This window comes from Cedecea neteri (genome assembly GCF_000757825.1).
Classification (GTDB): domain Bacteria; phylum Pseudomonadota; class Gammaproteobacteria; order Enterobacterales; family Enterobacteriaceae; genus Cedecea; species Cedecea selenatireducens.
Genome location: NZ_CP009451.1, coordinates 1405671 through 1427081, shown reverse-complemented (window position 1 = coordinate 1427081; position 21411 = coordinate 1405671). Strand labels below are relative to the sequence as shown.

Annotated in this window: 23 protein-coding genes; 10 read left to right on the top strand and 13 right to left on the bottom strand. The window is 54.2% G+C overall.

Features of this window, described 5'->3' with window-relative positions:
* Positions 1-8: 8 nt before the first annotated feature.
* From JT31_RS06480 to JT31_RS06450, 7 genes are all read right to left on the bottom strand, one after another.
* The gene (locus JT31_RS06480) at positions 9-266 is read right to left on the bottom strand and encodes a phosphopantetheine-binding protein (RefSeq protein ID WP_038474790.1); all 258 of its coding nucleotides are present in this window, start codon (positions 264-266) and stop codon (positions 9-11) included.
* Positions 247-1080: a lysophospholipid acyltransferase family protein gene (locus JT31_RS06475; RefSeq protein WP_071842936.1), complete on the bottom strand. Its 834-nt coding sequence runs from the start codon at positions 1078-1080 to the stop codon at positions 247-249. The genes JT31_RS06480 and JT31_RS06475 overlap by 20 nt, the downstream gene beginning before the upstream one ends.
* Entirely contained in the window at positions 1059-1781 is a 723-nt protein-coding gene (locus tag JT31_RS06470) for a beta-ketoacyl synthase chain length factor (RefSeq protein ID WP_038474785.1), read from the bottom strand. Before JT31_RS06470 ends, JT31_RS06475 begins: the two co-directional genes overlap by 22 nt.
* Before the next feature lie 62 nt (positions 1782-1843).
* On the bottom strand, positions 1844-2905 hold the full coding sequence (locus JT31_RS06465) for a methyltransferase (RefSeq protein ID WP_038474782.1): 1062 nt from the start codon (positions 2903-2905) through the stop codon (positions 1844-1846).
* Positions 2906-2976: 71 nt separating this feature from the next.
* Positions 2977-3363, bottom strand: a complete 387-nt coding sequence (locus JT31_RS06460; RefSeq protein ID WP_038474779.1) for a lipoprotein — start codon at positions 3361-3363, stop codon at positions 2977-2979.
* A gap of 334 nt (positions 3364-3697) precedes the next feature.
* Entirely contained in the window at positions 3698-4108 is a 411-nt protein-coding gene (gene rnk, locus JT31_RS06455) for a nucleoside diphosphate kinase regulator (protein ID WP_038474776.1), read from the bottom strand.
* Positions 4109-4268: 160 nt separating this feature from the next.
* Entirely contained in the window at positions 4269-5645 is a 1377-nt protein-coding gene (locus JT31_RS06450; RefSeq protein ID WP_038474773.1) for a GntP family permease, read from the bottom strand.
* 496 nt (positions 5646-6141) lie between these two features.
* On the opposite strand from JT31_RS06450, the gene JT31_RS23935 reads away from it, so the two are divergent.
* Positions 6142-6303 (top strand): hypothetical protein, encoded by a 162-nt coding sequence (locus tag JT31_RS23935; protein WP_167549831.1) that lies wholly within the window; start codon positions 6142-6144, stop codon positions 6301-6303.
* A gap of 96 nt (positions 6304-6399) precedes the next feature.
* Here JT31_RS23935 and JT31_RS23875 read toward each other — a convergent pair whose 3' ends face one another.
* From JT31_RS23875 to dcuC, 3 genes are all read right to left on the bottom strand, one after another.
* Positions 6400-6558, bottom strand: a complete 159-nt coding sequence (locus JT31_RS23875) for a hypothetical protein (RefSeq protein WP_158399822.1) — start codon at positions 6556-6558, stop codon at positions 6400-6402.
* A 93-nt stretch (positions 6559-6651) separates the two neighbouring features.
* On the bottom strand, positions 6652-7455 hold the full coding sequence (gene rna, locus JT31_RS06445; protein ID WP_038474770.1) for a ribonuclease I: 804 nt from the start codon (positions 7453-7455) through the stop codon (positions 6652-6654).
* 90 nt (positions 7456-7545) lie between these two features.
* Complete coding sequence (gene dcuC / locus JT31_RS06440; RefSeq protein WP_038474767.1) at positions 7546-8922, bottom strand: anaerobic C4-dicarboxylate transporter DcuC; 1377 nt, start codon at positions 8920-8922, stop codon at positions 7546-7548.
* A gap of 407 nt (positions 8923-9329) precedes the next feature.
* On the opposite strand from dcuC, the gene JT31_RS06430 reads away from it, so the two are divergent.
* The 7 genes from JT31_RS06430 to cspE all read left to right on the top strand — a co-directional run bounded on the left by JT31_RS06430 (position 9330) and on the right by cspE (position 17214).
* Positions 9330-9743 (top strand): DUF2946 domain-containing protein, encoded by a 414-nt coding sequence (locus JT31_RS06430; RefSeq protein WP_326979644.1) that lies wholly within the window; start codon positions 9330-9332, stop codon positions 9741-9743.
* Positions 9744-9810: 67 nt separating this feature from the next.
* Complete coding sequence (locus JT31_RS06425; RefSeq protein ID WP_052048976.1) at positions 9811-10188, top strand: copper-binding protein; 378 nt, start codon at positions 9811-9813, stop codon at positions 10186-10188.
* 11 nt (positions 10189-10199) lie between these two features.
* Entirely contained in the window at positions 10200-11453 is a 1254-nt protein-coding gene (locus tag JT31_RS06420; RefSeq protein ID WP_038474761.1) for a TolC family protein, read from the top strand.
* Positions 11453-12919, top strand: a complete 1467-nt coding sequence (locus JT31_RS06415) for an efflux RND transporter periplasmic adaptor subunit (protein WP_038474758.1) — start codon at positions 11453-11455, stop codon at positions 12917-12919. Before JT31_RS06420 ends, JT31_RS06415 begins: the two co-directional genes overlap by 1 nt.
* Complete coding sequence (locus JT31_RS06410; RefSeq protein ID WP_038474755.1) at positions 12916-16035, top strand: efflux RND transporter permease subunit; 3120 nt, start codon at positions 12916-12918, stop codon at positions 16033-16035. The genes JT31_RS06415 and JT31_RS06410 overlap by 4 nt, the downstream gene beginning before the upstream one ends.
* A 251-nt stretch (positions 16036-16286) precedes the next feature.
* Complete coding sequence (gene pagP / locus JT31_RS06405) at positions 16287-16808, top strand: lipid IV(A) palmitoyltransferase PagP (protein WP_419177770.1); 522 nt, start codon at positions 16287-16289, stop codon at positions 16806-16808.
* Positions 16809-17004: 196 nt separating this feature from the next.
* Positions 17005-17214, top strand: a complete 210-nt coding sequence (cspE, locus tag JT31_RS06400) for a transcription antiterminator/RNA stability regulator CspE (protein ID WP_004100146.1) — start codon at positions 17005-17007, stop codon at positions 17212-17214.
* Positions 17215-17431: 217 nt separating this feature from the next.
* Here the strand turns inward: cspE and crcB are convergent, their stop codons facing one another.
* On the bottom strand, positions 17432-17815 hold the full coding sequence (gene crcB, locus JT31_RS06395; RefSeq protein WP_038474751.1) for a fluoride efflux transporter CrcB: 384 nt from the start codon (positions 17813-17815) through the stop codon (positions 17432-17434).
* Between the two features lie 103 nt (positions 17816-17918).
* On the opposite strand from crcB, the gene JT31_RS06390 reads away from it, so the two are divergent.
* Both JT31_RS06390 and tatE read left to right on the top strand, forming a co-directional pair.
* Positions 17919-18707 (top strand): deaminated glutathione amidase, encoded by a 789-nt coding sequence (locus JT31_RS06390; protein ID WP_038474747.1) that lies wholly within the window; start codon positions 17919-17921, stop codon positions 18705-18707.
* Between the two features lie 129 nt (positions 18708-18836).
* Positions 18837-19034: a twin-arginine translocase subunit TatE gene (gene tatE, locus JT31_RS06385; RefSeq protein WP_038474744.1), complete on the top strand. Its 198-nt coding sequence runs from the start codon at positions 18837-18839 to the stop codon at positions 19032-19034.
* Positions 19035-19136: 102 nt separating this feature from the next.
* Here the strand turns inward: tatE and lipA are convergent, their stop codons facing one another.
* Positions 19137-20102: a lipoyl synthase gene (gene lipA, locus JT31_RS06380; RefSeq protein WP_038474741.1), complete on the bottom strand. Its 966-nt coding sequence runs from the start codon at positions 20100-20102 to the stop codon at positions 19137-19139.
* Positions 20103-20341: 239 nt separating this feature from the next.
* A complete protein-coding gene (locus JT31_RS06375; RefSeq protein WP_038474738.1) occupies positions 20342-21298 on the bottom strand; it encodes a YbeF family transcriptional regulator in 957 nt (318 codons plus the stop codon).
* Positions 21299-21411 lie beyond the last annotated feature (113 nt).

Genomic DNA, 21411 nt, shown 5'->3' with positions numbered 1-21411 from the left:
GACTCTCCTCAGGCTCGTTGCGCGTGAATGAAAGATGCCAGCGTGGCAACGGAAAAGAAGTGCTGACGCATTTCTTCGCTTTCGGCAGAAAGCACCACGCCATACTGGTTTTTCACCGCCAGCCCCAGTTCCAGAGCATCGATAGAGTCCAGGCCTAAACCCTCGCCAAAAAGTGCGGCATCGGTGTCAATGTCGTCGCTCGACATTTCATCCAGATTGAGTGTGTTTATGATGAGATTTTTAATTTCAAGATAGAGCGCTTGCATCATTAATACCCGAAAGAGGTTTCGTCCCCTGTTGTAATTGAAGCAAAAGGTGCCGGTTTAACTGCCTTGCGGACAGCGCCGGTTCTTGTGAATTTGCCTGATGAAACTGGTCAATGCTTATCCGCTCGCGCACCCTGACGGTAAACAAGGGTTTCGCGGGGGGCACATTGTACCATTTGCTTTGCTTGTCCAGCAGGTTCTCACTGCAGTGGATCGTCGCAACGCGTAAGTCGCTGTTGCAGCGCACGGCGATGTTGGCCGCCCCGCGCTGAAGCGTCATTTTACCGCCGGGCTGCGTTCGCGTGCCCTCGGGAAAGATCAAAATTGTGTCACCTTGCTGTAGCCGCTGGCGGCTTGCCGGCAGCAGGGCATCGGCCTGGCTGTTCACCAGGTAGTCCGCTGCGCGAATAACGCCGCTGACAAACGGGTTTCTCAGCAGAGCATCTTTAACCAGGCAGTCGGTTTCTGGCATTACGGAGGCGAGCAGCACGTAGTCGATGAGCGTTGGGTGGTTGGCAACCACCAGGCATCCGCGCTCGGCTTGCAGAATGCTCTGGCCTTCGATGCGGTAGTCGAGCACCTTAATGGCTCTGGCAACCGTCAGGAAAAGGCGAAAGCTGGCGGCGATACTGCGGCGTGCAATGCGGCGACGCTTCGCATTATCCCGGATAAACACCAACAGTAAGTTAAACCAGACGGTAGAAAGCAGCAGGCCACCGAGGCCAAAAAGCGCAAAGCAGAAGCCCGTCATGACGAGCCGCCATAGCCAGTTTAGCCGTGCCGCAACGCCGCTCACGCGCGACTCCAGAGCCATGCAACGCGCTCGCCCTGCAGGATAAAGTCCGGGGTGTCATTTAAATAGTGCTGTAAAAACAGCAGGCTTTGCGGCAATGCGGGCTCGCCGGCGGCTTCGCTTTTTTGCGTGCTGCACCGCAGATTGTCTCCGGCCTCAATGACCAGCGCGACCGCATAGGGCCAGGTCGGCATTTCAGGTTCCAGTCGCGGGTGATAGAACGCCGGCAGCAGGCCGTCAAAATCGACCATCAGGACTTTTTTGTAACCCGCCTGTAAGAGGCAGATGACTTCACAAAGCCCCTGCTGGAAGGTGTCTTTACCTGCAGACAGCGACGCGGAGGTAATCGGCTTTTTGGCGGCAATCGTCAGGTTACCGACAGAGGAGTTATGCACCGAAAGCGCAAAATCCGTGGGGGAGAGCGGCTGCTCAGATGCCAGCGCCTGCAGGATCCTGTAGTTACGCTCCAGCTCTCCGTGACGGCTGGTATAGAGTACGGCATCAATCTCGTGGCGACGAAGCATGGCGAGGCCGCAGTCAACGGCCAGTTTGCTGCCTGAGCTCAGGCGGCGGGCCGTCATCATCGGAAGTTCGCTTAGGGCGCCCTGAGGTTGAGTCGGGTCAATAGCCTGCCCATGCTGCGACCAGTGCTGCCACTCTGCCGCGTTGCTGAGACCCGGCGCTTTCGCCTGCCAGTCAATAATGTTGAGTGCAAATTTCATCCGCGTGGTTCTGCGATCAATTCGAGCGTTATTCTAATCGCCAGCGCTGAACGTGCGCCGGGTCAGGAGGTTTTCTGGCATACCAGCAGGGTATGACCAACGCCTAAGTTGTCGTGGCGTTCCGACACCTGGAATCCGGCCATTTCCAGATAACGATAAAACTTCTCTACGCTGTAAAAACGACTGTTGCCGTTGGCCATGCAGGTAAAGTAAAGCGAAGAGGCGTTCAGGCTAAACGAAGCCGCTTCAAATTTTTGTGCGTCCCAAAACAGTTCCATCACGCAGAGCCTTGCGCCGGGTTTCATGACCCGAGCAACGTTGCTGAGGAGCTTAATGATTTGCTCCGGCGAGAAGCAGTCCAGGAACTGGCTCATCCACCAGATATCAGCCTCACCGGGCAGGGGGGAATCGCTCAGCATATCTACGCTGTGGAAATCAATACGCCCGGAAAGCCCAGCATTCTCTATATTTTCACGTGCGAGTGCAATTTGTTGTGGTAAATCCAGCAGCGTGACAGCCACTTCTGCATCATATTTACAGCAGCGTATTGCCCATTTTCCGGTATTCCCGCCAACGTCATAAAGCCGGGCAGGCTGGTGGGCAAAAACATGCGGTAAGGCTGCTTCAAAAGCCGCATCGGAATAGTAATGATCGAAGGCAAACCAGCTCTCTTTGGCGGAAGTCGGTAATTGTGAGAGCGCGGGGTAAATGGTCGGCCAGTCGCCAAACACTTTTAAGCCCGAGGGTTTACCCTCTTTTAACGCTTCCTCCAGGAAAAACAGTCCCTGATAACAAACGTCCTGGGTGAAATCCATATTCACACGCGTCATGGTGTCGTGCACCAGGAAATGGCCGATTTTCGCCAGGAAATAATGCGTATTTTGCCTGAAAATAATGCGTCCACTCAGGCCCATATCCAGTAAAACGCTGGCAGCGTATTCGTTAACGTTGCAGGATTCCGTTATTTCTTCGAGGGTTGCGCCCTGTTTCCCTTGCCCGTCGAGGTAAGCGAGCACGCCGGCATTTCGTAGACAGAGCGCCGTTTGAAACAGCATGGGGGCAAAGGCAATTCGCTGGGCTTCCGTAATGGCATCCAATGCGCTAAGGCTGTCCTGTTCGTACATGTGCTGCATTACCTGTCAACGTGATAATAAAAGAAGAAACGCCGAACCTTCAGATTCGGCGTTAAGCAAAATTACAGGCCGGAAGAGGCAAGGTTAACCTGGATATCTTTGTCCAGGTTACGAATCCAGCGGTTGTAGTTTTTATGAATTTTGCCGCCGGAGGCGCGCAGGTTGAGGCTATTTTCGTAATTAATAGAATAGCTGTTTGCGGTGTAGTTAATACGCACTTCTGCGGTGAATTCACGAGTCTGCTGGCGTGCTTTGATAACACCTGGGCTAACTTCGTTCATTATCCATTGACGCTGAATACCGGCTTTAAGAATGGCACTTTTAACCTGTGCTTCAGTGTGGCCAGCGCTCACGGTGGTTTGAATGTTCGCGATAGGCGCAGTACGCGCACAGCCTGCAAGAACGCCTAAAATCACAAACATACCGAATAACTTAGCAACCTTTTTCATAACGTCTCCATTTATATAAAACAATCGGAAAAATATCGGCATGGCCGCGTGCAACATTAATCGTTAATTCAAATTAATGGGCGGAAAAATAGAGGGGATACTGTCTTTATGATGGGAAAATAACCTGAAAGCGGATGTTTTCGTTTTAGGTGAATACAACTCATCAACAAAGGGCGGCAATTTTGTCAATTTTTTTTACAAATGTAAATCTGTGCTTTTAATGCGAAAGCTATAAATATTGGTAGTTGTTGATAGCAATTATAAGCTGATATGGGCGGCGGGAAGTTATGCTTTAAGGTAAATTCCCCTCCTTATATCAGAGGGGAAAACAGAATTAGCGGTGGAATTCACCGGCGGCTTCCGGCTGATATTGCAGCGCCAGCACTTCGAGGTGGGTCTGGCCGCCGTTTGGCAACGTCCAGTTGATGGTATCACCCACCCGCAGGCCCAGCAGCGCGGCACCGACCGACGCCATCACGGAAAGCTGATTGTCGCTGTCGGTCAGGTTGGCCGGGTAAACCAGCGTGCGAACGTGGACTTCCTGATTACTCAGGTCGCGGAACTCTACGCGGCTGTTCATGGAAACAACGTCCGGCGGCATCTTTTCCGGGCTGCACATCTCAGCGCGATCCAGTTCGGCGTTCAGCGCCTCTGCCAGCGGTGCTTTGGCGTACTGCGGCTGTTCCAGCAGGCGGTCAAGGCGTTCGGCGTCTAGTTCGTTAATGATGATGGCAGGTCTGGACATTTTTCTCTCCGTGTAAAAAACAGGGCACTCATGTGCTGAAATCGTACAAAGAAAAACCCTCACCGAAACCGGCGAGGGTTGTACATGTAATCCTGATGATACTGAGCTTAGCCTGCAGTTGAAAGCGAGATCGGTCACATTTTGCTTTTACCCGCAGCGCTTACAAAATCACGCTGCCCAATGCCGCCAGCAGGAAGGCGATGGTCCCGATCAGCGTTTCCATCACGGTCCAGGTTTTCAGCGTTGTTTTCTCATCCATTTCCAGGAAGCGGCCCACCAGCCAGAAGCCGGAGTCGTTCACGTGAGACAGCACGGTTGCGCCGCCCGCGATAGCGATAACGATAAAGCACAGGTCAAACTGGCTCAGGCCGGTTGTGGCTTCGACCATCGGTGAGACCAGCGCGGCGGTGGTGGTCAGTGCGACGGTGGCAGACCCCTGAGCGACGCGAAGCGCGGTTGAGATAACGAATGCGGCCACAATAACCGGCATGCCGGTGTCTGAGAGCACGCCGGCCAGCGCATCGCCGATGCCGCTTGCACGCAGTACGCCGCCGAACATACCGCCCGCGCCGGTAACCAGAATAATGCCGCAGATCGGGCCGAGGGCGCCGTCACAGACTTTTTCCAGGTGCTGACGGCCGTGCTTGCCGCTGAAGACCATCAGCGCAAAGAACACGGTGATCAGCAGCGCAATAGGCGTCTTGCCCAGCATGCGTAAGAAGTTAACCAGCGTGTTGTCCGCGCTGACCCAGCCGAGCACCGTGGCGGTATTGAGGCCGGTATCCAGGAAGATAAGCCCCAGCGGTAGCAGTAAAATTGTCATCACCATGCCGAAAGACGGCGGCTGATGATTCTCGTCTGCCTCAATTTTGCCCAGGAAGGAGCTCGGCAGCGGAATGTCGAATTTCTTCCCGGCATACAGCCCGAAGAGATAGGCCCCGATATACCAGGTCGGGATGGCGATAATCAGCCCCACGACGACCAGCAGCCCGATGTTGGCACCCAGCAGTTCACTGGCGGCAACCGGGCCAGGATGGGGAGGCAGGAGCGCATGCATCACGGCAAAGGCACCGGCCGCCGGGAGCGCATATTTCAGGGTTGAGCCGCCAAACTGCTTCGCCACGCTGAAAATAATCGGCAGCATCACCACCAGGCCTGCGTCGAAGAAGATAGGGAAGCCGAACAGCAGGGACGCGACGCCAAGCGCGAAAGGCGCCCGGTGCGAACCGAACGTGCCCACCAGGGTATCGGCCAGCACTTTCGCCCCGCCGGAGATTTCCAGCAGGCGGCCGATCATGGCCCCAAGCCCAACCAGTAAGGCGACTCCCGCCAGGGTGCTGCCAAAGCCGCCCAGAATCGTCGGCACGATTTTATCGAAAGGAACGCCGGTGACCAGCGCCACTGCGACGCTCACCAGGGTTAGCGCCAGGAAGGCATGCACGCGAAAGCGCATGATCAAAACGAGCAGGAGCACGACGGAGCAGGCTGCAATGCCCAACAGGGTTCCTGCGCCTAAACTTGTTGTTATTTCGGTCATTTTATTTCCCCAAGGCCGAATTTTTGGATGAATGCACCAGAGGCGTGCCTTCAGGTGGTGCTGATACCGGTAACATGATATCGGTAACATTGGGGCGGCTGTAAACGAACTCTGTCATGTTCGTTTACATTTTGGGATGAAGTTCAAACAATCAAAATAATCAGAGTGAAAGGTGAGCGCGGGAATTGTTTGGTCAGAAAAAATCTGACATGCACCCGTGTCGGGTTTGGCTCGCAGGCGGAGGATATGGGGGATAGAATTTACCCAGGGGGATATCCAGTTGTCGGCAGACAGTAGAACGACTGTGTTTTTATTATGTTTTTCTGGCAGTAATCCTTTATGGGTAATTTATTTCAACGGGGCGGAAAATTCTTGTGTTTATTTTCACGCTGGCTAAAATCCACGCCCGTTGAATATCATTGGGAAATGCAGTTTCTTTGTGTTTTTAATCTAGTTTGTTGATATTGTTAGTATTAATTTCATCATGGATGGTTCTATGCTTAAAGCGGTTTTTTTCTCTACGGCGCTACTGCTAACCGGCTGTACGGCCTCGGATTTTATCAGCGCGACGGGTGAAATATTAAATGCCAAAGACTCGCATGATAAAAATATGAGAAATGAAAGAATTAAGGCTGCTAATAAAGCCGCAGGTTATTAATTCAGGCTTTCAGTTCGGTAATTCCGTAGCAGAAGAGATGTATTTTCGAATTATCGAACGAGCGGGCCAGCGTTTTATACGCTGGCCCGAGTGATTTTAACGAACATGGTGTTCTGCAATCGGCAGCAGAAGCTCTTTGAGGATCTCGTAGCGCTGCTGTGGCGAGAGCCAGATGCATCCCAGCAGTTTTTGCTTTTTACCTTCCTGCTCAAACTGCGCTTTTAACTGCAGTAAATACCGTTTTGTTCTGCTCATGGTGACCTCCAGTTCCGATACCTGAAGGCTATAACCAAAAAACCTGAACAAATAGTGATGCGATTAATTTTTGACTTCAGTATTTATCTTTGCTCAGTAGCCAACCGCATCCAGGCGGAAGCTTTTCCCGCAGTTACCGGGATGTTTTTGCGGTGCAAACGAGGCGCTTTGCAGCGGCTGGTTGATCTTATCTGCCAGCAGTGAGATCTGCATTTCCGTGAGAAAGGCCGGATTGCCGTCGCAGGTTAGCTTGATGGCCTCGACGGCGTCGCTGCCCCAGGTGTTCTTCACGGCTTTGTTGAACGCCTTACGCGTTACCACCTGGCCGTAGTTCTGGGCAAGAAATTTACCAAACTCGCTCTGCTTCACTTCGCCGTTAAGCCGTACCATCGTGCCGAAGTAATCGTCCGGGTTAAAACCAAAGCAAACGCCATGTTTGGCGTATTCGTAGCGCTCAAGGCAGGACTGGCCTCCAGCGCCGGGCATCACACCCGCCAGTTTTGACGCCATTTCAACGGAAAGCCCGGTATCCGGCGCAGCGCATTTGTTTGAGGCTCTGGCTTCGGCCATATTCGGGATGGGGCGAGTCGCACAGCCGTAACGCATCCAGCGTTTTTCATCCACGCCGCGCGAGGCGATGGACTTGGGTAACCCTGGCCACAGGCCATGAACGGTAAGGTATGCGCTTTTATCCGCCTGTTCCTGCTGAGCTTTACACTCGGCGGGCTCGTTGCGGTTGCGATCGTGCATGCTCTGGCAGAAGCCGGTTTGCCAGGAAAGCGCCAGCACGTAACGGTTAAAATCCCCGTACTGGCTGGGCTGCAGCGAGTCGGCGAAAGCGAGCGGGCTGAGGAAAAGCGGGGCGCAAAGCAGTAAATGACGCGGGGTGAAATTCATCGTTATTCTCTTATCTGTCCTGGAGGCGGGCTTATTATAGGCATAAAAAAAGCGCCTTACGCAGGCGCTTTTAGCGAAGGCGAGAGTCTTTTAGTGAACGATCGCCGCAGCAGGAACCAGAATCTCCGTGGCGATAATCACCACGATGAGGCCGACGGCAACCGGAACAGATGTGCGTTTTACCACCTCAAAAGGTGAGATTTTTGCCATCCCTGCGACGGCAACCACGACGCCGGACACCGGGGAAATCGTGCGCCCAAGGTTGGAGGCCTGCAGCATCGGAATGGTCAGGTAAGCCGGATTAATGCCGGAAGAGTGGGCCAGTTTCGGGATCATTTCAACGAAGGCGTAGAACGGTGCGTTACCGGAGCCGGTGGTCATGGCCGCCAGCATGGTCAGCACGACCAGCACCAGCATCAAAATAATACTCGCCGAGCCAAACGAGGTGGCAATTGAGATCAGGCTTTGAATAAAGCCGATGGTGCTCAGCCCCTGGGCAAATACGCCGGCGGCAACCAACAGCATCACCACGTTGGCGAAAGCATCCGCCATGCCGCGGTAGCACACTTCCATACCGGAGAAGACGTGCTGGGTATTGAAGCTGCGGAAAAACTCAATCAGGGCGGCAATCAGAATACAAATCACCAGGATGGTAATGATATGCAGCTGCGGGCCCCATTTGCCGTCGAAAATCAGCACGCCGATGATCGGCGTAAACGGCAGCAGGGCGTAGAAAGAGGGCGCGGTGGTCTGAATTTCAGTCACGTCCAGCATTTCGTGGGTGATGTGCTCTTTTTTATCGAGATAGCGCTGCCAGAAGAAGTGCGCAATCGCCATGCTGATGATGGCCGCAATGGAGATAGGAATCGTTGTTTTAAACGCGAAATCGACCAGCGACATTTCAGAAGCCTGCGCCGCCAGCACGACATCGCCGGAGGTCGGGGCCAGAATAATGGCCGCCGGAGAGGCACATATAGCCGCCGCAGCGCCGCGGCTGATGCCGACGTTGACCATGACCGGGAACAGCGTTGCCATTAACAGTACGCCAAGGCCGGTTGCGGATGAGACCGCCAGCGACATCAGGCAGGCGACGAAGTAGGCGGCAATCATCAGTAAATAAGGCGAGTTGATGAACTTCAGGGGCTTAGACGCCAGCTTGACCACCACATCGTTGGCGCCGATGTGGGTCATGTAGGCGGCAAAACCGCAGAGCATCATGATCATCATGCCGAGGTCACCGCCGCGGCTCATCAGCAGGATTTTGACGTATTCAAAAATGTCCGTAGCGGTGTAGCCGGTGCCTTCTGCGCTGGCTGGCAACACTTTATGCCCCATCAGCGCGCTGGCGATAAGCAGCAATAAGCCGCCGACAAACAGTACGCCGGTGGCCGAGTAGCCTTTGATGATGTAGCGGGCGACGCCCACAATCACCACCACTCCAATAATCAGTTCCAGAATTGTAAGCATGATATCCCCAGGTGCGTTAAGGCGCTCTTCGGCGTCCTTACGCTTGCCGCTAAAAAAGGTTTTCTTTCAGAAAATTAAAAAGTGTTTTTTTACAGCCGACTGTAAAGGGCTAAGAATTTGCCTCAGAACCCGTTTAGAGTTTCTGATGAACATCAATTTTGATTGCAACGGATCAACTTTAGATAAAGGTTTTGCAGGCTGCATTACGTTTATTGAAGGTGATGATGAAAAAGAGAGAATAAAAGTTGCACGAAAATTGTGGGTAAAACCGGCAATTCGTTGCGCGGAAGTGATAATTATTTTGCTGATTTGTTAGCGATGGGGTTTTTCGTAAAGCATTTAAAAAACGCTTTAAAACGCGATGTACTGCTGCTTATACTGCCGGTCACTTTCATGTCGGGGTTATTATGCTGCACACCTCCCTCTGGTCGACAGGCCGCTGGCGCTTTATCAGAAAGCATCTTTTGATGCTGCTGTTGGCGTTGGGCTGGTTTTTTGTCAACAGTCAGGTGGCGATAGCCTCTTACGATTGCCCGGTGGATATGACCGCTGGCCCAATGGTAGCCCAACATGAAGGTTCGATGCAGATGCCTGATAAGGCGATGCAGGCGAAACTCAGCAATCCGCTGTGCGAAAAGCACTGTGTGCCTGATGCGATGCAAAAAGACAACGGGCACAGTTCCCCGGTGGCTTTACCGGTTACCGACTCGCTCGCGCTAATTGCGCCTCAGTGCTCAACGGCCGTTGAATCCACGCCTTACGCTACACCTCCAGCAACAGGACCCCCGGCAACCATTCGTTTTTGCCGTTTTAGAGAATAACTCCAGCACCGTCAATGCTTTGGGGCTTAGCCCTGTTTCCCTTTGACCGTGTTTTTGGAGATAAATTATGTTTAACGCTATTCGTTCTGCTGCGGCCTGTGCGCTGCTTGTTGTTGCCGCTTTCCCTGTTTTTTCCGCTGAAACTTCTCACGATATGTCCTCCATGAAGGGGATGTCCGATATGCCAGGCATGTCGATGTCTTCTGATGCCGTCCCTTCTGCTCAGGTCTACAAAACCGAGGGCGTAGTGAAGAAAATCACCGCCGATACGGTCTCTATTGCCCATCACCCCGTCGCCGGGCTTGGCTGGCCAGCCATGACCATGACGTTCGCTTTGCCGAAAGACGGTTCGCTGCCGGCGTTAGCCTTGGGGGAGAAGATTGCTTTCTCTTTCGCCCGGCATGCAGCCGGGTATCAGCTGGTTTCCGTAACCCCGCTTAACTAACCGAGGTTGCCATGAAACGACACACCCTGAGCCTCTGGCTCGGCGGGGTGCTGTTGACTGCGTCTGTCTCTGCCGCTCAGGCGGCAGAGTTCAGCCTGCAACAGACTCTGCTGGCCGCCGAACACTATTCTGCGGCGCTGTCCGCCAACCGTAACCAGAGCGACGCGCTAAACGCGATGGCCGACTCTGCCCGACAGTTGCCTGACCCTAAGCTGAAGTTTGGTATTGAAAACGTGCCGGTGCAGGGCAGCAATAATCACCGCTTTAGCCGGGACGGAATGACGATGCAGCGCATCGGCATCATGCAGGATTACGTCAGCGAGGAAAAACGCGACCGCAAGGCGGACACCATTCTGGCGCAGTCGGCCAGCAGCCAGGCAAAAGCCGAAGTTATTCGCGCCAACCTTCAGCGTGATACCGCGCAGGCGTGGCTGGATCTCGCCCTGTCTGAGCGAGTGCTTACTGCCGCCCGCAAGCTGGTCAACGAAACCGAGCGGCAGGTTAGCGTCCAGAAAGCCACCGTTGCCAGCGGCAGTTCGCCTGCCTCCGGCGTGGTGGATATCCGCATGACGCTGCTCACCATGCAGGACAAGGTCACGCTTGCCGAACGTGATGTCACGCTGGCGCAAACGCGGCTGTTGCAGTTGACCGGGCAGACCGTAGACAGCGTGAACGGCGCGCTGCCTCGCTACCAGCGATTACCGGCCTCACCTGAGGTGCTTGAAGAGGGCGTGATGCAGCATCCGGAGGTGGTTGAAGCCGCTCGTGAAGCTGACGTTGCTCGCGCGAAATCAGCGCAGTCTGCGGTGGCTGCCAAACCTGACGTTGGCGTTGAGGTTTATTACGGTCGCCGCGCCGAAGGTTATGACGATATGGCGGGCGTGATGTTTACCGTCGATCTTCCGCTATTTAAGCCTCAGCGGCAGGACAAAGACTACTCTGCAGATGTTTCACGGGCGATGGAAGCGAACGATCAGTTAGCACTTGCTCGCCGGGAACGTATTGCGCTGGTTCACTCGCTGGTGGCGAATTACCAGGCCGCGCAAAGCGTCTGGCAGCGTCAGCAGGACCAGGCTTTGCCGCTTCAGCGCCAGCGCCTGTCGCTGCTGGAGTCACAGTATCGCGCTGGGCAGTCTTCTCTGGCTGAACTGCTTGCCGCCCGCCGGGATCTTCTGGACAGCGAACTTACCGCCAGCAGCGCTGAAAAAGCCGTTGCCACCAACTGGGCCGCGATTCGCTACCTTACGCCTCAGGATGTTAACTAATGAAAAAATCACTTACTTTTTCCCTGCTGGCGGTGGCGGTTGTTGCCGCGCTGGCCGCAGGTTATTACGCCGGGAAGCAGCAAATCTCTCACCCACACCCAGAGTCTCAGGCCCGGCAGGAGAGCGGGCGTAAAGTGCTTTACTGGTACGATCCTATGGTGCCGGGGCAGCGGTTCGACAAGCCTGGTAAATCGCCGTTTATGGATATGGCGCTGGTGCCTCGTTATGCAGATGAAGTAGCCAGCGACGGCGGCGTGACGGTCAGTAATCGCCAGCAACAGAACCTGGGTATTAAGACGGCAGCCGTTGAACGTAGGGCGCTGAGCGTGCCGTTTGCGGCTTTCGCGACCGTTACGCTTGATGAACGCAGCGTGCAGATAATCCCGGCCAGCGCCAACGGTATTGTTGAGACGCTGTATGTCAAAGCGCCACAGCAGTATGTGAAAGCCGGGGAGCCGCTGGCACAGCTGTGGTTCCCGGAGTGGACCGCCGCGCAGCAGGAGTATCTGGCCGTGCGCAAGCTGGGAGACAGCGCTTTGACCGCGGCGGCGAGAGAACGATTACAGCTGCAGTTTATGCCCGCAGAGGTGATTCGCCAGGTTGAACGCAGCGGTAAATCACAAACTCGCGTTACCGTTCGCGCGAAGCTCGCCGGATATGTGAATAAGCTTGAGGCGCGGGAGGGGCAGCAGGTTACCGCGAATGCGCCGCTGTTCGAAGTAGCAAGCCTCGAGTCGGTGTGGATCGTGGTGGATTACCCTCAGTCGCAGGCTCAGGCCCTGCAGCCGGGGAGCGAGATTATGGCTACCGCCGATAGCTGGCCTGGCGAGATGTTCCATGGGCGGGTAAGCGAGCTGCTGCCGAACCTTGAAACAACCACCCGCACGCTGAAGGCTCGTATCGTCCTCGATAATCCCAAAATGAAACTTAAGCCGGGCATGTACCTTAGCGTTCGTCTGGCGAACCAGCAGCCGCGCGCCGCCGTGCTGGCCGTGCCGGAGGAGTCGCTGATTGAAACCGGGAGCCAAAGCCGCGTGCTGGTTGCCGAAGAGGGCGGCCATTTCCGCCCGGTGAACGTGGTGCCCGGCATCAGCGATAAAGGCTGGGTGGAAATTCGTTCCGGGCTGAATGAGGGGGAGAAAGTGGTCACTTCCGGCCAGTTCCTTATCGACTCAGAGGCAAGCCTGCGCAGCGCTTTGCCGGAGTCGGACGCGCAGCCCAAAGCTCAGCCAGCGGTGAAAACCTACGACGGAGAAGGTGTGGTAAAAGCGGTGAGCGCGGATGCCATTACCATCTCTCATCATCCTATTCCCGCGCTGAACTGGGGGGCGATGGTGATGCCGTTTGCGCTGCAATCGCCGACTAACCTGAAGCCGGGGGACGCGGTGATGTTCAGCTTCACGATGGATGATGAACAGGGCGCCGTGATTACTCACCTGATGCCGATGGCGGAGGCGCACAAATGATTGCCGCCGTTATCCGCTGGTCGCTTAAGAACCGCCTGCTGGTGGTGCTGGCCGCTATTATTATGGCGGCGTGGGGGCTGTGGTCGCTACAGCGTGCGCCGCTTGATGCACTCCCGGATCTCTCCGATGTGCAGGTCATTGTGCGGGTCAGCTATCCGGGCAAAGCGCCGCAAATCGTTGAGGATCAGGTCACGTACCCGCTGACCACTACCATGCTGTCCGTCCCGGGCGCTAAAACGGTGCGTGGGTTCTCCATGTTCGGTGATTCCTATGTCTACATTCTGTTCGACGACGGGACCGATCCTTACTGGGCACGATCCAGGGTACTGGAATACCTCAGCCAGGTGCAGTCGCAGCTGCCGCCGGAAGCCAAAGCCTCGCTGGGGCCGGATGCTACCGGGGTAGGCTGGGTGTATGAGTATGCGCTGGTGGACAGAACCGGCAAACACAGCCTGGCCGATCTGCGAGCCCTGCAGGACTGGACGCTGAAATTTGAGCTGAAAACCGTGCCTAACGTTTCCGAAGTGGCGAGCGTGGGCGGCATGGTGCGTCAGTACCAGATTGTGCTCGACCCGCAGCGCATGAAGGCGCTGAATATTACCCATGAGCAGGTCATCAATGCGGTAAAAAGTGCCAATCAGGAAGGGGGCGGTTCGGTGCTCGAGATGGGGGAGGCTGAGTATATGGTTCGCACCTCCGGCTATCTCAAAAGTCTGGATGATTTTAAGCAGGTGGTGATCGTCAGCCGCGACGGCGTGCCGGTGCTGCTTTCTGACGTCGCTTCCGTCAGGCTGGGGCCGGAAATCCGTCGGGGCGTCGCCGAGTTTAACGGGGAAGGCGAGGTTGCAGGCGGCATTATCGTCATGCGCTATGGCAAAAATGCCCTTGAAACCATCAATGCGGTAAAAGACAAGCTGACGCAGCTGCAGAAGAGCCTGCCCGCCGGCGTTGAAATTGTTCCGGTTTATGACCGCTCTCATCTGATTGAAAATGCGATAGAAACGCTCTCCCACAAGCTGCTGGAAGAGTTTATCGTGGTGGCCATTATTTGTTCGCTGTTCCTGTTTCACTTCCGCTCCGCGCTGGTGGCGATTATCACCTTGCCGCTCGGTATTCTCGGGGCGTTTATCGTCATGCATTACCAGGGCGTGAACGCCAATATTATGTCGCTGGGCGGGATAGCGATTGCCATTGGCGCGATGGTCGATGCGGCGATAGTGATGATTGAGAATATGCACAAGGTGCTTGAGCAGTGGCGACACGAGCATCCGGGAGAGCAGCCACGCAGTGCGGATTACTGGCAAATATCCCAGCAGGCCGCCGTCGAAGTGGGGCCGGCGCTGTTCTGTAGCCTGCTGATCATTACCCTGTCGTTTATCCCCGTGTTCTCTCTTGAGGCGCAGGAGGGCAGGATGTTTTCGCCGCTGGCTTTCACCAAGACCTATTCTATGGCGGTGGCCGCAGGGCTGGGGATAACGCTGGTGCCGGTGCTGATGGGCTGGTTTATTCGCGGCAAGATCCCTGATGAAAAAGCCAATCCCATCAACCGCTGGCTGATTGCGGCCTACGAGCCCGTGCTGGAAAAGGTGCTCGACAGGCCGAAAACCACGCTGGCGGTGGCCGGGGTGCTGCTGGTGGCAACGCTTTGGCCGCTAAGCAAGCTGGGGAGCGAGTTTATGCCGCCGCTGGACGAAGGGGATTTGCTGTATATGCCTTCGACGCTGCCGGGTATTTCCACGCGTGAGGCAGGGCGATTGCTGCAGCAGACCGATCGCCTGATAAAAACCGTGCCGGAAGTGGAAACCGTCTTTGGCAAAGCCGGGCGCGCCGAAACGGCCACCGATCCTGCGCCGTTGACGATGATTGAAACCACCATTCGCTTTAAGCCGCGTGACCAGTGGCGGCCGGGAATGACCATGGACAAGCTGGTGAACGAACTGGACAGCGTGGTCAAAGTGCCGGGAATTGCCAACGTGTGGGTGCCGCCTATTCGTAACCGCCTTGATATGCTGGCTACCGGGATCAAAAGTCCGGTCGGAATAAAGGTGAACGGCAATAATATTGCCGCCATCGAGTCAGTTGCGGAACAGATTGAGCGCGTGGTGAAGCAGGTGCCCGGCGTCACGTCGGCGCTGGCCGAACGTTTGGGCGGCGGGCGCTATGTGGACATCGACATCGATCGTCGCAAAGCGGCGCGCTACGGCGTTTCAGTGAAGGAATTGCAGTCGCTGGTGTCCACGGTTATCGGGGGCGAGAACATAGGTGAAACCATTGAGGGGCGTGAACGTTTCCCCATCAACGTGCGTTACCCGCGTGAGCTGCGTGATAACCTGCAAAAACTGCGTGATTTACCCGTTATCACCGCTAACGGCAGCCAGCTGGCGCTTTCTGAACTGGCTAATATTTCCATCACCGAAGGGCCGCCGATGCTGAAAAGCGAAAATGCTCGCCTTTCAAACTGGATCTATGTCGATCTTCGTGGGCGTGATTTGAAGTCGGCCGTGGAGGATATGCAGCGCGCAGTTGCGGAGCAGGTTAAGCTGCCTGAGGGCGTTTCGCTTTCGTGGTCAGGGCAGTTTGAATACCTTGAACGCGCGACCGCGAAATTAAAAATTGTGTTGCCCTTTACCTTATTAATCATATTCGTACTGTTATATGTCACCTTCTCGCGAGTGACCGATGCATTATTAATTATGGGGACTTTGCCTTTCTCATTAATTGGCGGCGTATGGCTGCTTTATCTGCTGGGATATAACCTGTCCGTTGCCGGTGCCGTTGGCTTTATTGCCCTGGCCGGGGTTGCTGCTGAATTTGGCGTGATCATGGTGCTTTATTTAAATCAGGCGCTTATTAAACATCAGAAAACCGATGAGGTGAAGGATGGCGGCATGCTGCGACGTGCTATTCATGAAGGGGCGGTCTTGCGCGTCAGGCCAAAGGTGATGACCGTGGCCACCATCATGGCGGGTTTACTGCCGATTATGTGGGGCGATGGCACCGGGTCGGAGGTGATGAGGCGTATTGCCGCGCCGATGATTGGGGGAATGGTGACGGCGCCGCTGCTGTCGATGCTGGTTATCCCTGCGGTATATATGCTTATTAAAAAGCGGAAATAAGGTGTATGAGCCGGAGTGTTTATAATTATGCGCTCCGGCTTGCAAGTTTATTCATCATTGTCTGATAGTTATTTGGGAATTCAGCGTATTGACAGCAGATGCTGGACAATTTTCTTTACAACTCATGTGCTGATTTAGCTTTCATTGAGATATAATTCAGTAAGGTACCAGTCGAATTTTAATATGGTAATAACGACGTGACTTACACGAATAAACTGTTCTCAATTTTGATTTTTGTTTGCACACTTGGGGTGAGTACCTCTGCTGCAGCCGCTGCGGAAGGCGGCTTTTTCAGCAACGCATGGGAGACCTTCTCCGACCAGGTATCTAAAACCTGGCACGAGCCAGAGCATTACGATCTTTACGTGCCGGCAATTACCTGGCACGCCCGCTTTGCCTATGACAAAGACAAAACGGATCGCTATAACGAGCGGCCCTGGGGCGCTGGTTTTGGCCAGTCTCGCTGGGATGAGGACGGTAACTGGAACGGCATCTATTTGATGGCGTTTAAAGATTCCTTTAACAAATGGGAACCTATCGGCGGTTATGGCTGGGAAAAAACCTGGCGACCGTTGAGTGACGATAACTTCCATATGGGGCTGGGTTATACCGTCGGCGTGACCGCGCGGGACAACTGGAAATACATCCCCGTGCCTCTGGTGCTGCCGCTGGCTTCTATCGGCTATGGCCCGGCAACCTTCCAGATGACCTACATTCCCGGCACCTACAATAACGGTAACGTCTACTTTGCCTGGCTGCGCTTCCAGTTCTGATTTTGTACGACTAAAAGCAGGCGAAAACAGGGGATTTCTATACCCCTTAAAAAACAAGGTGTAATCCGCAAGCTAGTAAAAAGTTAGCGACTTTTATCACTTTTTAGCAATTCTGGACTGGACAAAAGCCACCACAATTGTTGTACTGATGCCCGACACAGCATTTGTGTCGTTTTTTCATGTAAAGGTAATTTTGATGTCTAAGATTAAAGGTAACGTTAAGTGGTTTAATGAATCCAAAGGCTTCGGCTTCATTACTCCGGAAGATGGCAGCAAAGACGTGTTCGTACACTTCTCTGCAATCCAGAGCAATGGTTTCAAAACCCTGGCCGAAGGCCAGCGCGTTGAGTTTGAAATCACTAACGGTGCCAAAGGCCCTTCTGCTGCAAACGTAATGCCTATCTAAGTCATTACCAGTGGAATATAAAAACCCGCCAAGGCGGGTTTTTTTTTGCCTGTCATTGCTCAGGCAAACAGATACGATTTCAAAAACAGTCCCACAATCGCCACGCTTATCAGCACGCTCGCCCAGCCGGTAATTTGCTCTTTCATCGCCTTCTCCCCCAAAGACATGGCCGGGATAGTGACAGAGAAAAATTAAGCTAACATTAACGCCGTGGGGCTTATTGGCTGACGAAGAGAGAAACCAGCCAAAATGCGAGCGCGGTCATAATAAAAGAGCCTGCAAGGTTGAGCAGAACGTTCATACCCGCCCAGGCAAGCCGCCCGTCCTGCAGCAGCAAAACCACTTCCGCAGAAAACGTCGAGAACGTCGTCAGACCGCCGCAGAAGCCGGTGGTAATCAGCAGTTTCCACATCGGGTCGACGTGGCTAAAGCGGCTGAACAGCGCCAGCCCAAGACCGATAATAAATGCCCCGGTCAGGTTGGCGATTAACGTCCCGATGGGGATCCCCATGTGTATGGGATTAAACTTCATACTAAGAAACCAGCGTGCTACGCTGCCTGTCCCGCCGCCGATAAAGACGGCGAATAGCATCTGAATCACGATTAATCCTTATTAAACATCAGCAATCTGAAAAGTGTAGCGTTCAGGCCGGGAGATTTATACCCAATGTGCTGTAATTAATCCTTTGAGCGGCGAGGCGAATATGAAGGTTGCGGTAGGGCAGTTTGTGGTGGGGCCCGTCTGGCAGGAAAATGCGGCAACCTGCGTACGGCTGATGGCGCAAGCGGCACAGAAGGGGGCCGATTTACTGGTGCTGCCGGAGGCGGTGATGGCCAGAGATGACAACGACCCGGATATGTCGGTAAAGTCAGCGCAGCCGCTGGACGGTGGCTATGTACAGCTGTTGCGGGCTGAAAGCCGGAAGAGTGGCATGACAACGGTGCTAACGCTGCATGTGCCTACCCACGACGGGCGGGCGGCGAACACCTTGCTGGCCATCCGCGGCGGTGAGATTGCGGCGAGCTATCAAAAAGTTCATCTGTATGACGCTTTCAGCGTGCAGGAATCCCGGCTGGTGGATGCCGGAGAGCGCGTCGCCCCCCTGATTAAGGTGGCCGGAATGAACGTCGGGCTGATGACCTGCTATGACCTGCGTTTTCCTGAGATGGCGCTGAGCCTTGCGCTAAACGGAGCCGAGGTTTTGGTGTTACCTGCGGCGTGGCTCAAAGGCCCTCATAAAGAGGCTCACTGGGCGACTCTGCTGGCCGCCAGAGCGCTGGATGCAACCTGCTATGTTGTCGCCTCCGGGGAGTGCGGGGCTAAAAATATCGGCCAGAGTAGGATAGTCGATCCGCTGGGCGTAACCGTTGCCGCCGCAGCCGAGGTACCAGAGCTGATTTTTGCCGAGATTGCCCCAGAACGGGTGGCGGCGGTAAGGCAAATGCTGCCTGTGCTGAGCAACCGACGCTTTGCGGTACCTCAAATGTTATGATGTTTTTTTAAGCAAAACTTGATTCACCTTGTTACAGATTGCTATTGTGTCGCGCGGGCAAATGTCCGTTAATGCAATCAGGTCTTTTATTCGCCGTTGCCACGGCACGCATCACAAAAGAAGGTAGGTATGGGAGAGATTAGTATTACTAAGCTGCTGGTTGTCGGCGCGCTGATCGTATTGCTGTTTGGTACCAAGAAGCTGCGCACGCTGGGCGGCGATCTCGGTTCTGCCATTAAAGGTTTTAAGAAAGCGATGGCTGAAGACGACAACGGCAAGAAGTCCGATACCGAAGCACCTGCAGAACGCATCGTCCACAAAGACTGACCGACGGCTGCAAAATAAAAAACCGGCTCAAGATGGCCGGTTTTTTTATGGACGTCAGTTTAAACGTAACAATGTGTGACGGTTGTTACCGTGTGACGACTGTTACTTCACTTCCATTCCTTTTGCCTGCAGGTCGGCATGGTAAGAGGAACGAACAAACGGACCACAGGCCGCGTGGGTAAAGCCCATCGCCAGCGCTTCCGCTTTCATCTCTTCAAACTCATCAGGGCTGACGTAACGCTGCACCGGCAGGTGGTGACGGCTAGGCTGCAGATACTGGCCCAGCGTCAGCATGGTCACGCCGTGACGACGCAGGTCGCGCATCACCTCAATGATTTCTTCGTTGGTTTCACCGAGGCCCACCATCAGGCCGGACTTGGTTGGGATATCCGGATGCGCTTCTTTGAAGCGCTCAAGCAGCTTCAGCGACCAGTTATAGTCCGCACCCGGACGCACGTTGCGGTAGACGCGCGGCACGTTTTCCAGGTTGTGGTTGAACACGTCTGGCGGCGTCGCTGTCAGGATATCCAGCGCGCGATCCATACGGCCACGGAAGTCCGGAACCAGCGTTTCGATTTTGATGGTTGGGTTTTTTTCGCGAATAGCACGAATACAGTCTGCAAAGTGCTGGGCACCGCCGTCGCGCAGATCGTCGCGATCCACGGAGGTGATGACCACGTAGCGCAGGCCCATGTCGGCAATCGTTTGGGCCAGTTTTTCAGGCTCGTTGGCGTCTGGTGCCACCGGGCGGCCATGCGCTACGTCGCAGAATGGGCAACGGCGCGTACAAATGGCGCCCAGAATCATAAAGGTCGCGGTGCCGTGGTTAAAACATTCAGCGAGGTTAGGGCAGGATGCTTCTTCGCAAACGGAGTGCAGCCCATTTTTGCGCATCGCCGCTTTAATGCCCTGGATACGGGTTGAGTCAGACGGAAGTTTGATTTTCATCCATTCTGGCTTTCTCAACAGCTCCTGGCGCTCTGTTACCACGTTTTTAACCGGGATCAGAGCCATTTTATCGGCGTCGCGGTATTTAACGCCGCGTTCCATCACAATGGGTTTGCTCATAGGGTGCGTATTCCAGTTGCGGATAATGAAGTCAGGCTAATTCAAGCTAAGTTAGGATCTATCAACTATTTTTGAATTAATGGCCGGGAGTATATCATCACGGCCAGGGAGAATCAGTATACCCCAACATGAAATGGAGAAAGAATTGTAAATGGGTTGTTGTTTTGTGCTAAATACCAGGTTAACGGGGATGGTGTTCACCTCTGAAACATCCTGCAAGAGGTGAAAACCACTGGTGCTCAGGCAAACTCGTGGTGGATGGCCTTGATTATCTCCTGCAAAACCGTATCCCGAATGCTGAGTTTGTTAAAATGCATGCTGGTTTCCATCGTCTTATCGGCAAACAGGTCGCAGTCGACCGCACGCAGATTCCAGGTTTCTTTGAACATTTCGTACAGCCGCCAGGGCATGAAGCCTAGCAGATCGCTGCTGCCCAGCAGCGAGGACAGCGTGACATAGTTGTAGCTGCTGAATGCTATCTGCCGGTTAGGCAGGCGCTCGCTAATCTGCTGGCGCAAATCGCGCAGCAGGTCATCCTGCATGATCAGGAAGGTGTGCTCCATGTTTTGCAGATCTTCGAGGGTCAGGCGCTGCTCAAGGCACGGGTGGCCTTCCCGACACACCACGGCGATACTTTCCTGGTACAGCGGCACGCTGGTTATCGTGCGGGCGTAATGGCGGCTGGTATCAATAATCAGGTCGGTCTGAAACTGGCTTAGCTGGGACTCACCGTCGTTAATCGGCACGTTACGAATAAGCAGGTTTGGGTTAACTTTGCGGATCGCAGAATAGACTTTAGGAATAACTAAAGCCCCAATGGACGGCTGGGTCGCAATTGTGATTGTGCGCTGCTGGTCGTTGCTGCTGTTAAAATCCAGCGCGCCAAGAATGGACTCCAGACCCTGGCTGATATATTCGTGCAGGTGCGCCGCATAGGCCGTGGGCGTGACGCCCTGGCCTTTTCGAATGAATAAGGGATCGGGAAAAATATAGCGCAACTTTTGGATAGACTGGCTGATAGCCGAGGGCGTGAGGTTAAGCACTCTGGCTGCATTGACGATGCCTTTATGAATGTAGACGGCCTCAAAAATAGTCAGCAAGTTTAAATCTATGTTACGTAACGTCTTGAATACGGGATAGTTGTTTTCGCCATCGCGATCCACGATTTTTTTCTCAGACAGTGGGTTTTGCCCCATGTCAGGTCTCCGCTAAAAAATAAAGAATATTATATTTATAGATACAAATGGCGCGTTTGGGGGAATTAGCGTAGTTATTTTGCCAACCCAAGCACGAATAAAAAAAATTAAGC

Excerpts from the sequence above, each read along its gene's own strand:
- JT31_RS06480 (WP_038474790.1), bottom strand. The coding sequence starts at position 266 with ATGCAAGCGCTCTATCTTGAAATTAAAAATCTCATCATAAACACACTC.
- JT31_RS06475 (WP_071842936.1), bottom strand. The coding sequence starts at position 1,080 with ATGGCTCTGGAGTCGCGCGTGAGCGGCGTTGCGGCACGGCTAAACTGG.
- JT31_RS06470 (WP_038474785.1), bottom strand. The coding sequence starts at position 1,781 with ATGAAATTTGCACTCAACATTATTGACTGGCAGGCGAAAGCGCCGGGT.
- JT31_RS06465 (WP_038474782.1), bottom strand. The coding sequence starts at position 2,905 with ATGTACGAACAGGACAGCCTTAGCGCATTGGATGCCATTACGGAAGCC.
- JT31_RS06460 (WP_038474779.1), bottom strand. The coding sequence starts at position 3,363 with ATGAAAAAGGTTGCTAAGTTATTCGGTATGTTTGTGATTTTAGGCGTT.
- rnk (WP_038474776.1), bottom strand. The coding sequence starts at position 4,108 with ATGTCCAGACCTGCCATCATCATTAACGAACTAGACGCCGAACGCCTT.
- JT31_RS06450 (WP_038474773.1), bottom strand. The coding sequence starts at position 5,645 with ATGACCGAAATAACAACAAGTTTAGGCGCAGGAACCCTGTTGGGCATT.
- JT31_RS23935 (WP_167549831.1), top strand. The coding sequence starts at position 6,142 with ATGCTTAAAGCGGTTTTTTTCTCTACGGCGCTACTGCTAACCGGCTGT.
- JT31_RS23875 (WP_158399822.1), bottom strand. The coding sequence starts at position 6,558 with ATGAGCAGAACAAAACGGTATTTACTGCAGTTAAAAGCGCAGTTTGAG.
- rna (WP_038474770.1), bottom strand. The coding sequence starts at position 7,455 with ATGAATTTCACCCCGCGTCATTTACTGCTTTGCGCCCCGCTTTTCCTC.
- dcuC (WP_038474767.1), bottom strand. The coding sequence starts at position 8,922 with ATGCTTACAATTCTGGAACTGATTATTGGAGTGGTGGTGATTGTGGGC.
- JT31_RS06430 (WP_326979644.1), top strand. The coding sequence starts at position 9,330 with ATGCTGCACACCTCCCTCTGGTCGACAGGCCGCTGGCGCTTTATCAGA.
- JT31_RS06425 (WP_052048976.1), top strand. The coding sequence starts at position 9,811 with ATGTTTAACGCTATTCGTTCTGCTGCGGCCTGTGCGCTGCTTGTTGTT.
- JT31_RS06420 (WP_038474761.1), top strand. The coding sequence starts at position 10,200 with ATGAAACGACACACCCTGAGCCTCTGGCTCGGCGGGGTGCTGTTGACT.
- JT31_RS06415 (WP_038474758.1), top strand. The coding sequence starts at position 11,453 with ATGAAAAAATCACTTACTTTTTCCCTGCTGGCGGTGGCGGTTGTTGCC.
- JT31_RS06410 (WP_038474755.1), top strand. The coding sequence starts at position 12,916 with ATGATTGCCGCCGTTATCCGCTGGTCGCTTAAGAACCGCCTGCTGGTG.
- cspE (WP_004100146.1), top strand. The coding sequence starts at position 17,005 with ATGTCTAAGATTAAAGGTAACGTTAAGTGGTTTAATGAATCCAAAGGC.
- JT31_RS06390 (WP_038474747.1), top strand. The coding sequence starts at position 17,919 with ATGAAGGTTGCGGTAGGGCAGTTTGTGGTGGGGCCCGTCTGGCAGGAA.
- tatE (WP_038474744.1), top strand. The coding sequence starts at position 18,837 with ATGGGAGAGATTAGTATTACTAAGCTGCTGGTTGTCGGCGCGCTGATC.
- lipA (WP_038474741.1), bottom strand. The coding sequence starts at position 20,102 with ATGAGCAAACCCATTGTGATGGAACGCGGCGTTAAATACCGCGACGCC.
- JT31_RS06375 (WP_038474738.1), bottom strand. The coding sequence starts at position 21,298 with ATGGGGCAAAACCCACTGTCTGAGAAAAAAATCGTGGATCGCGATGGC.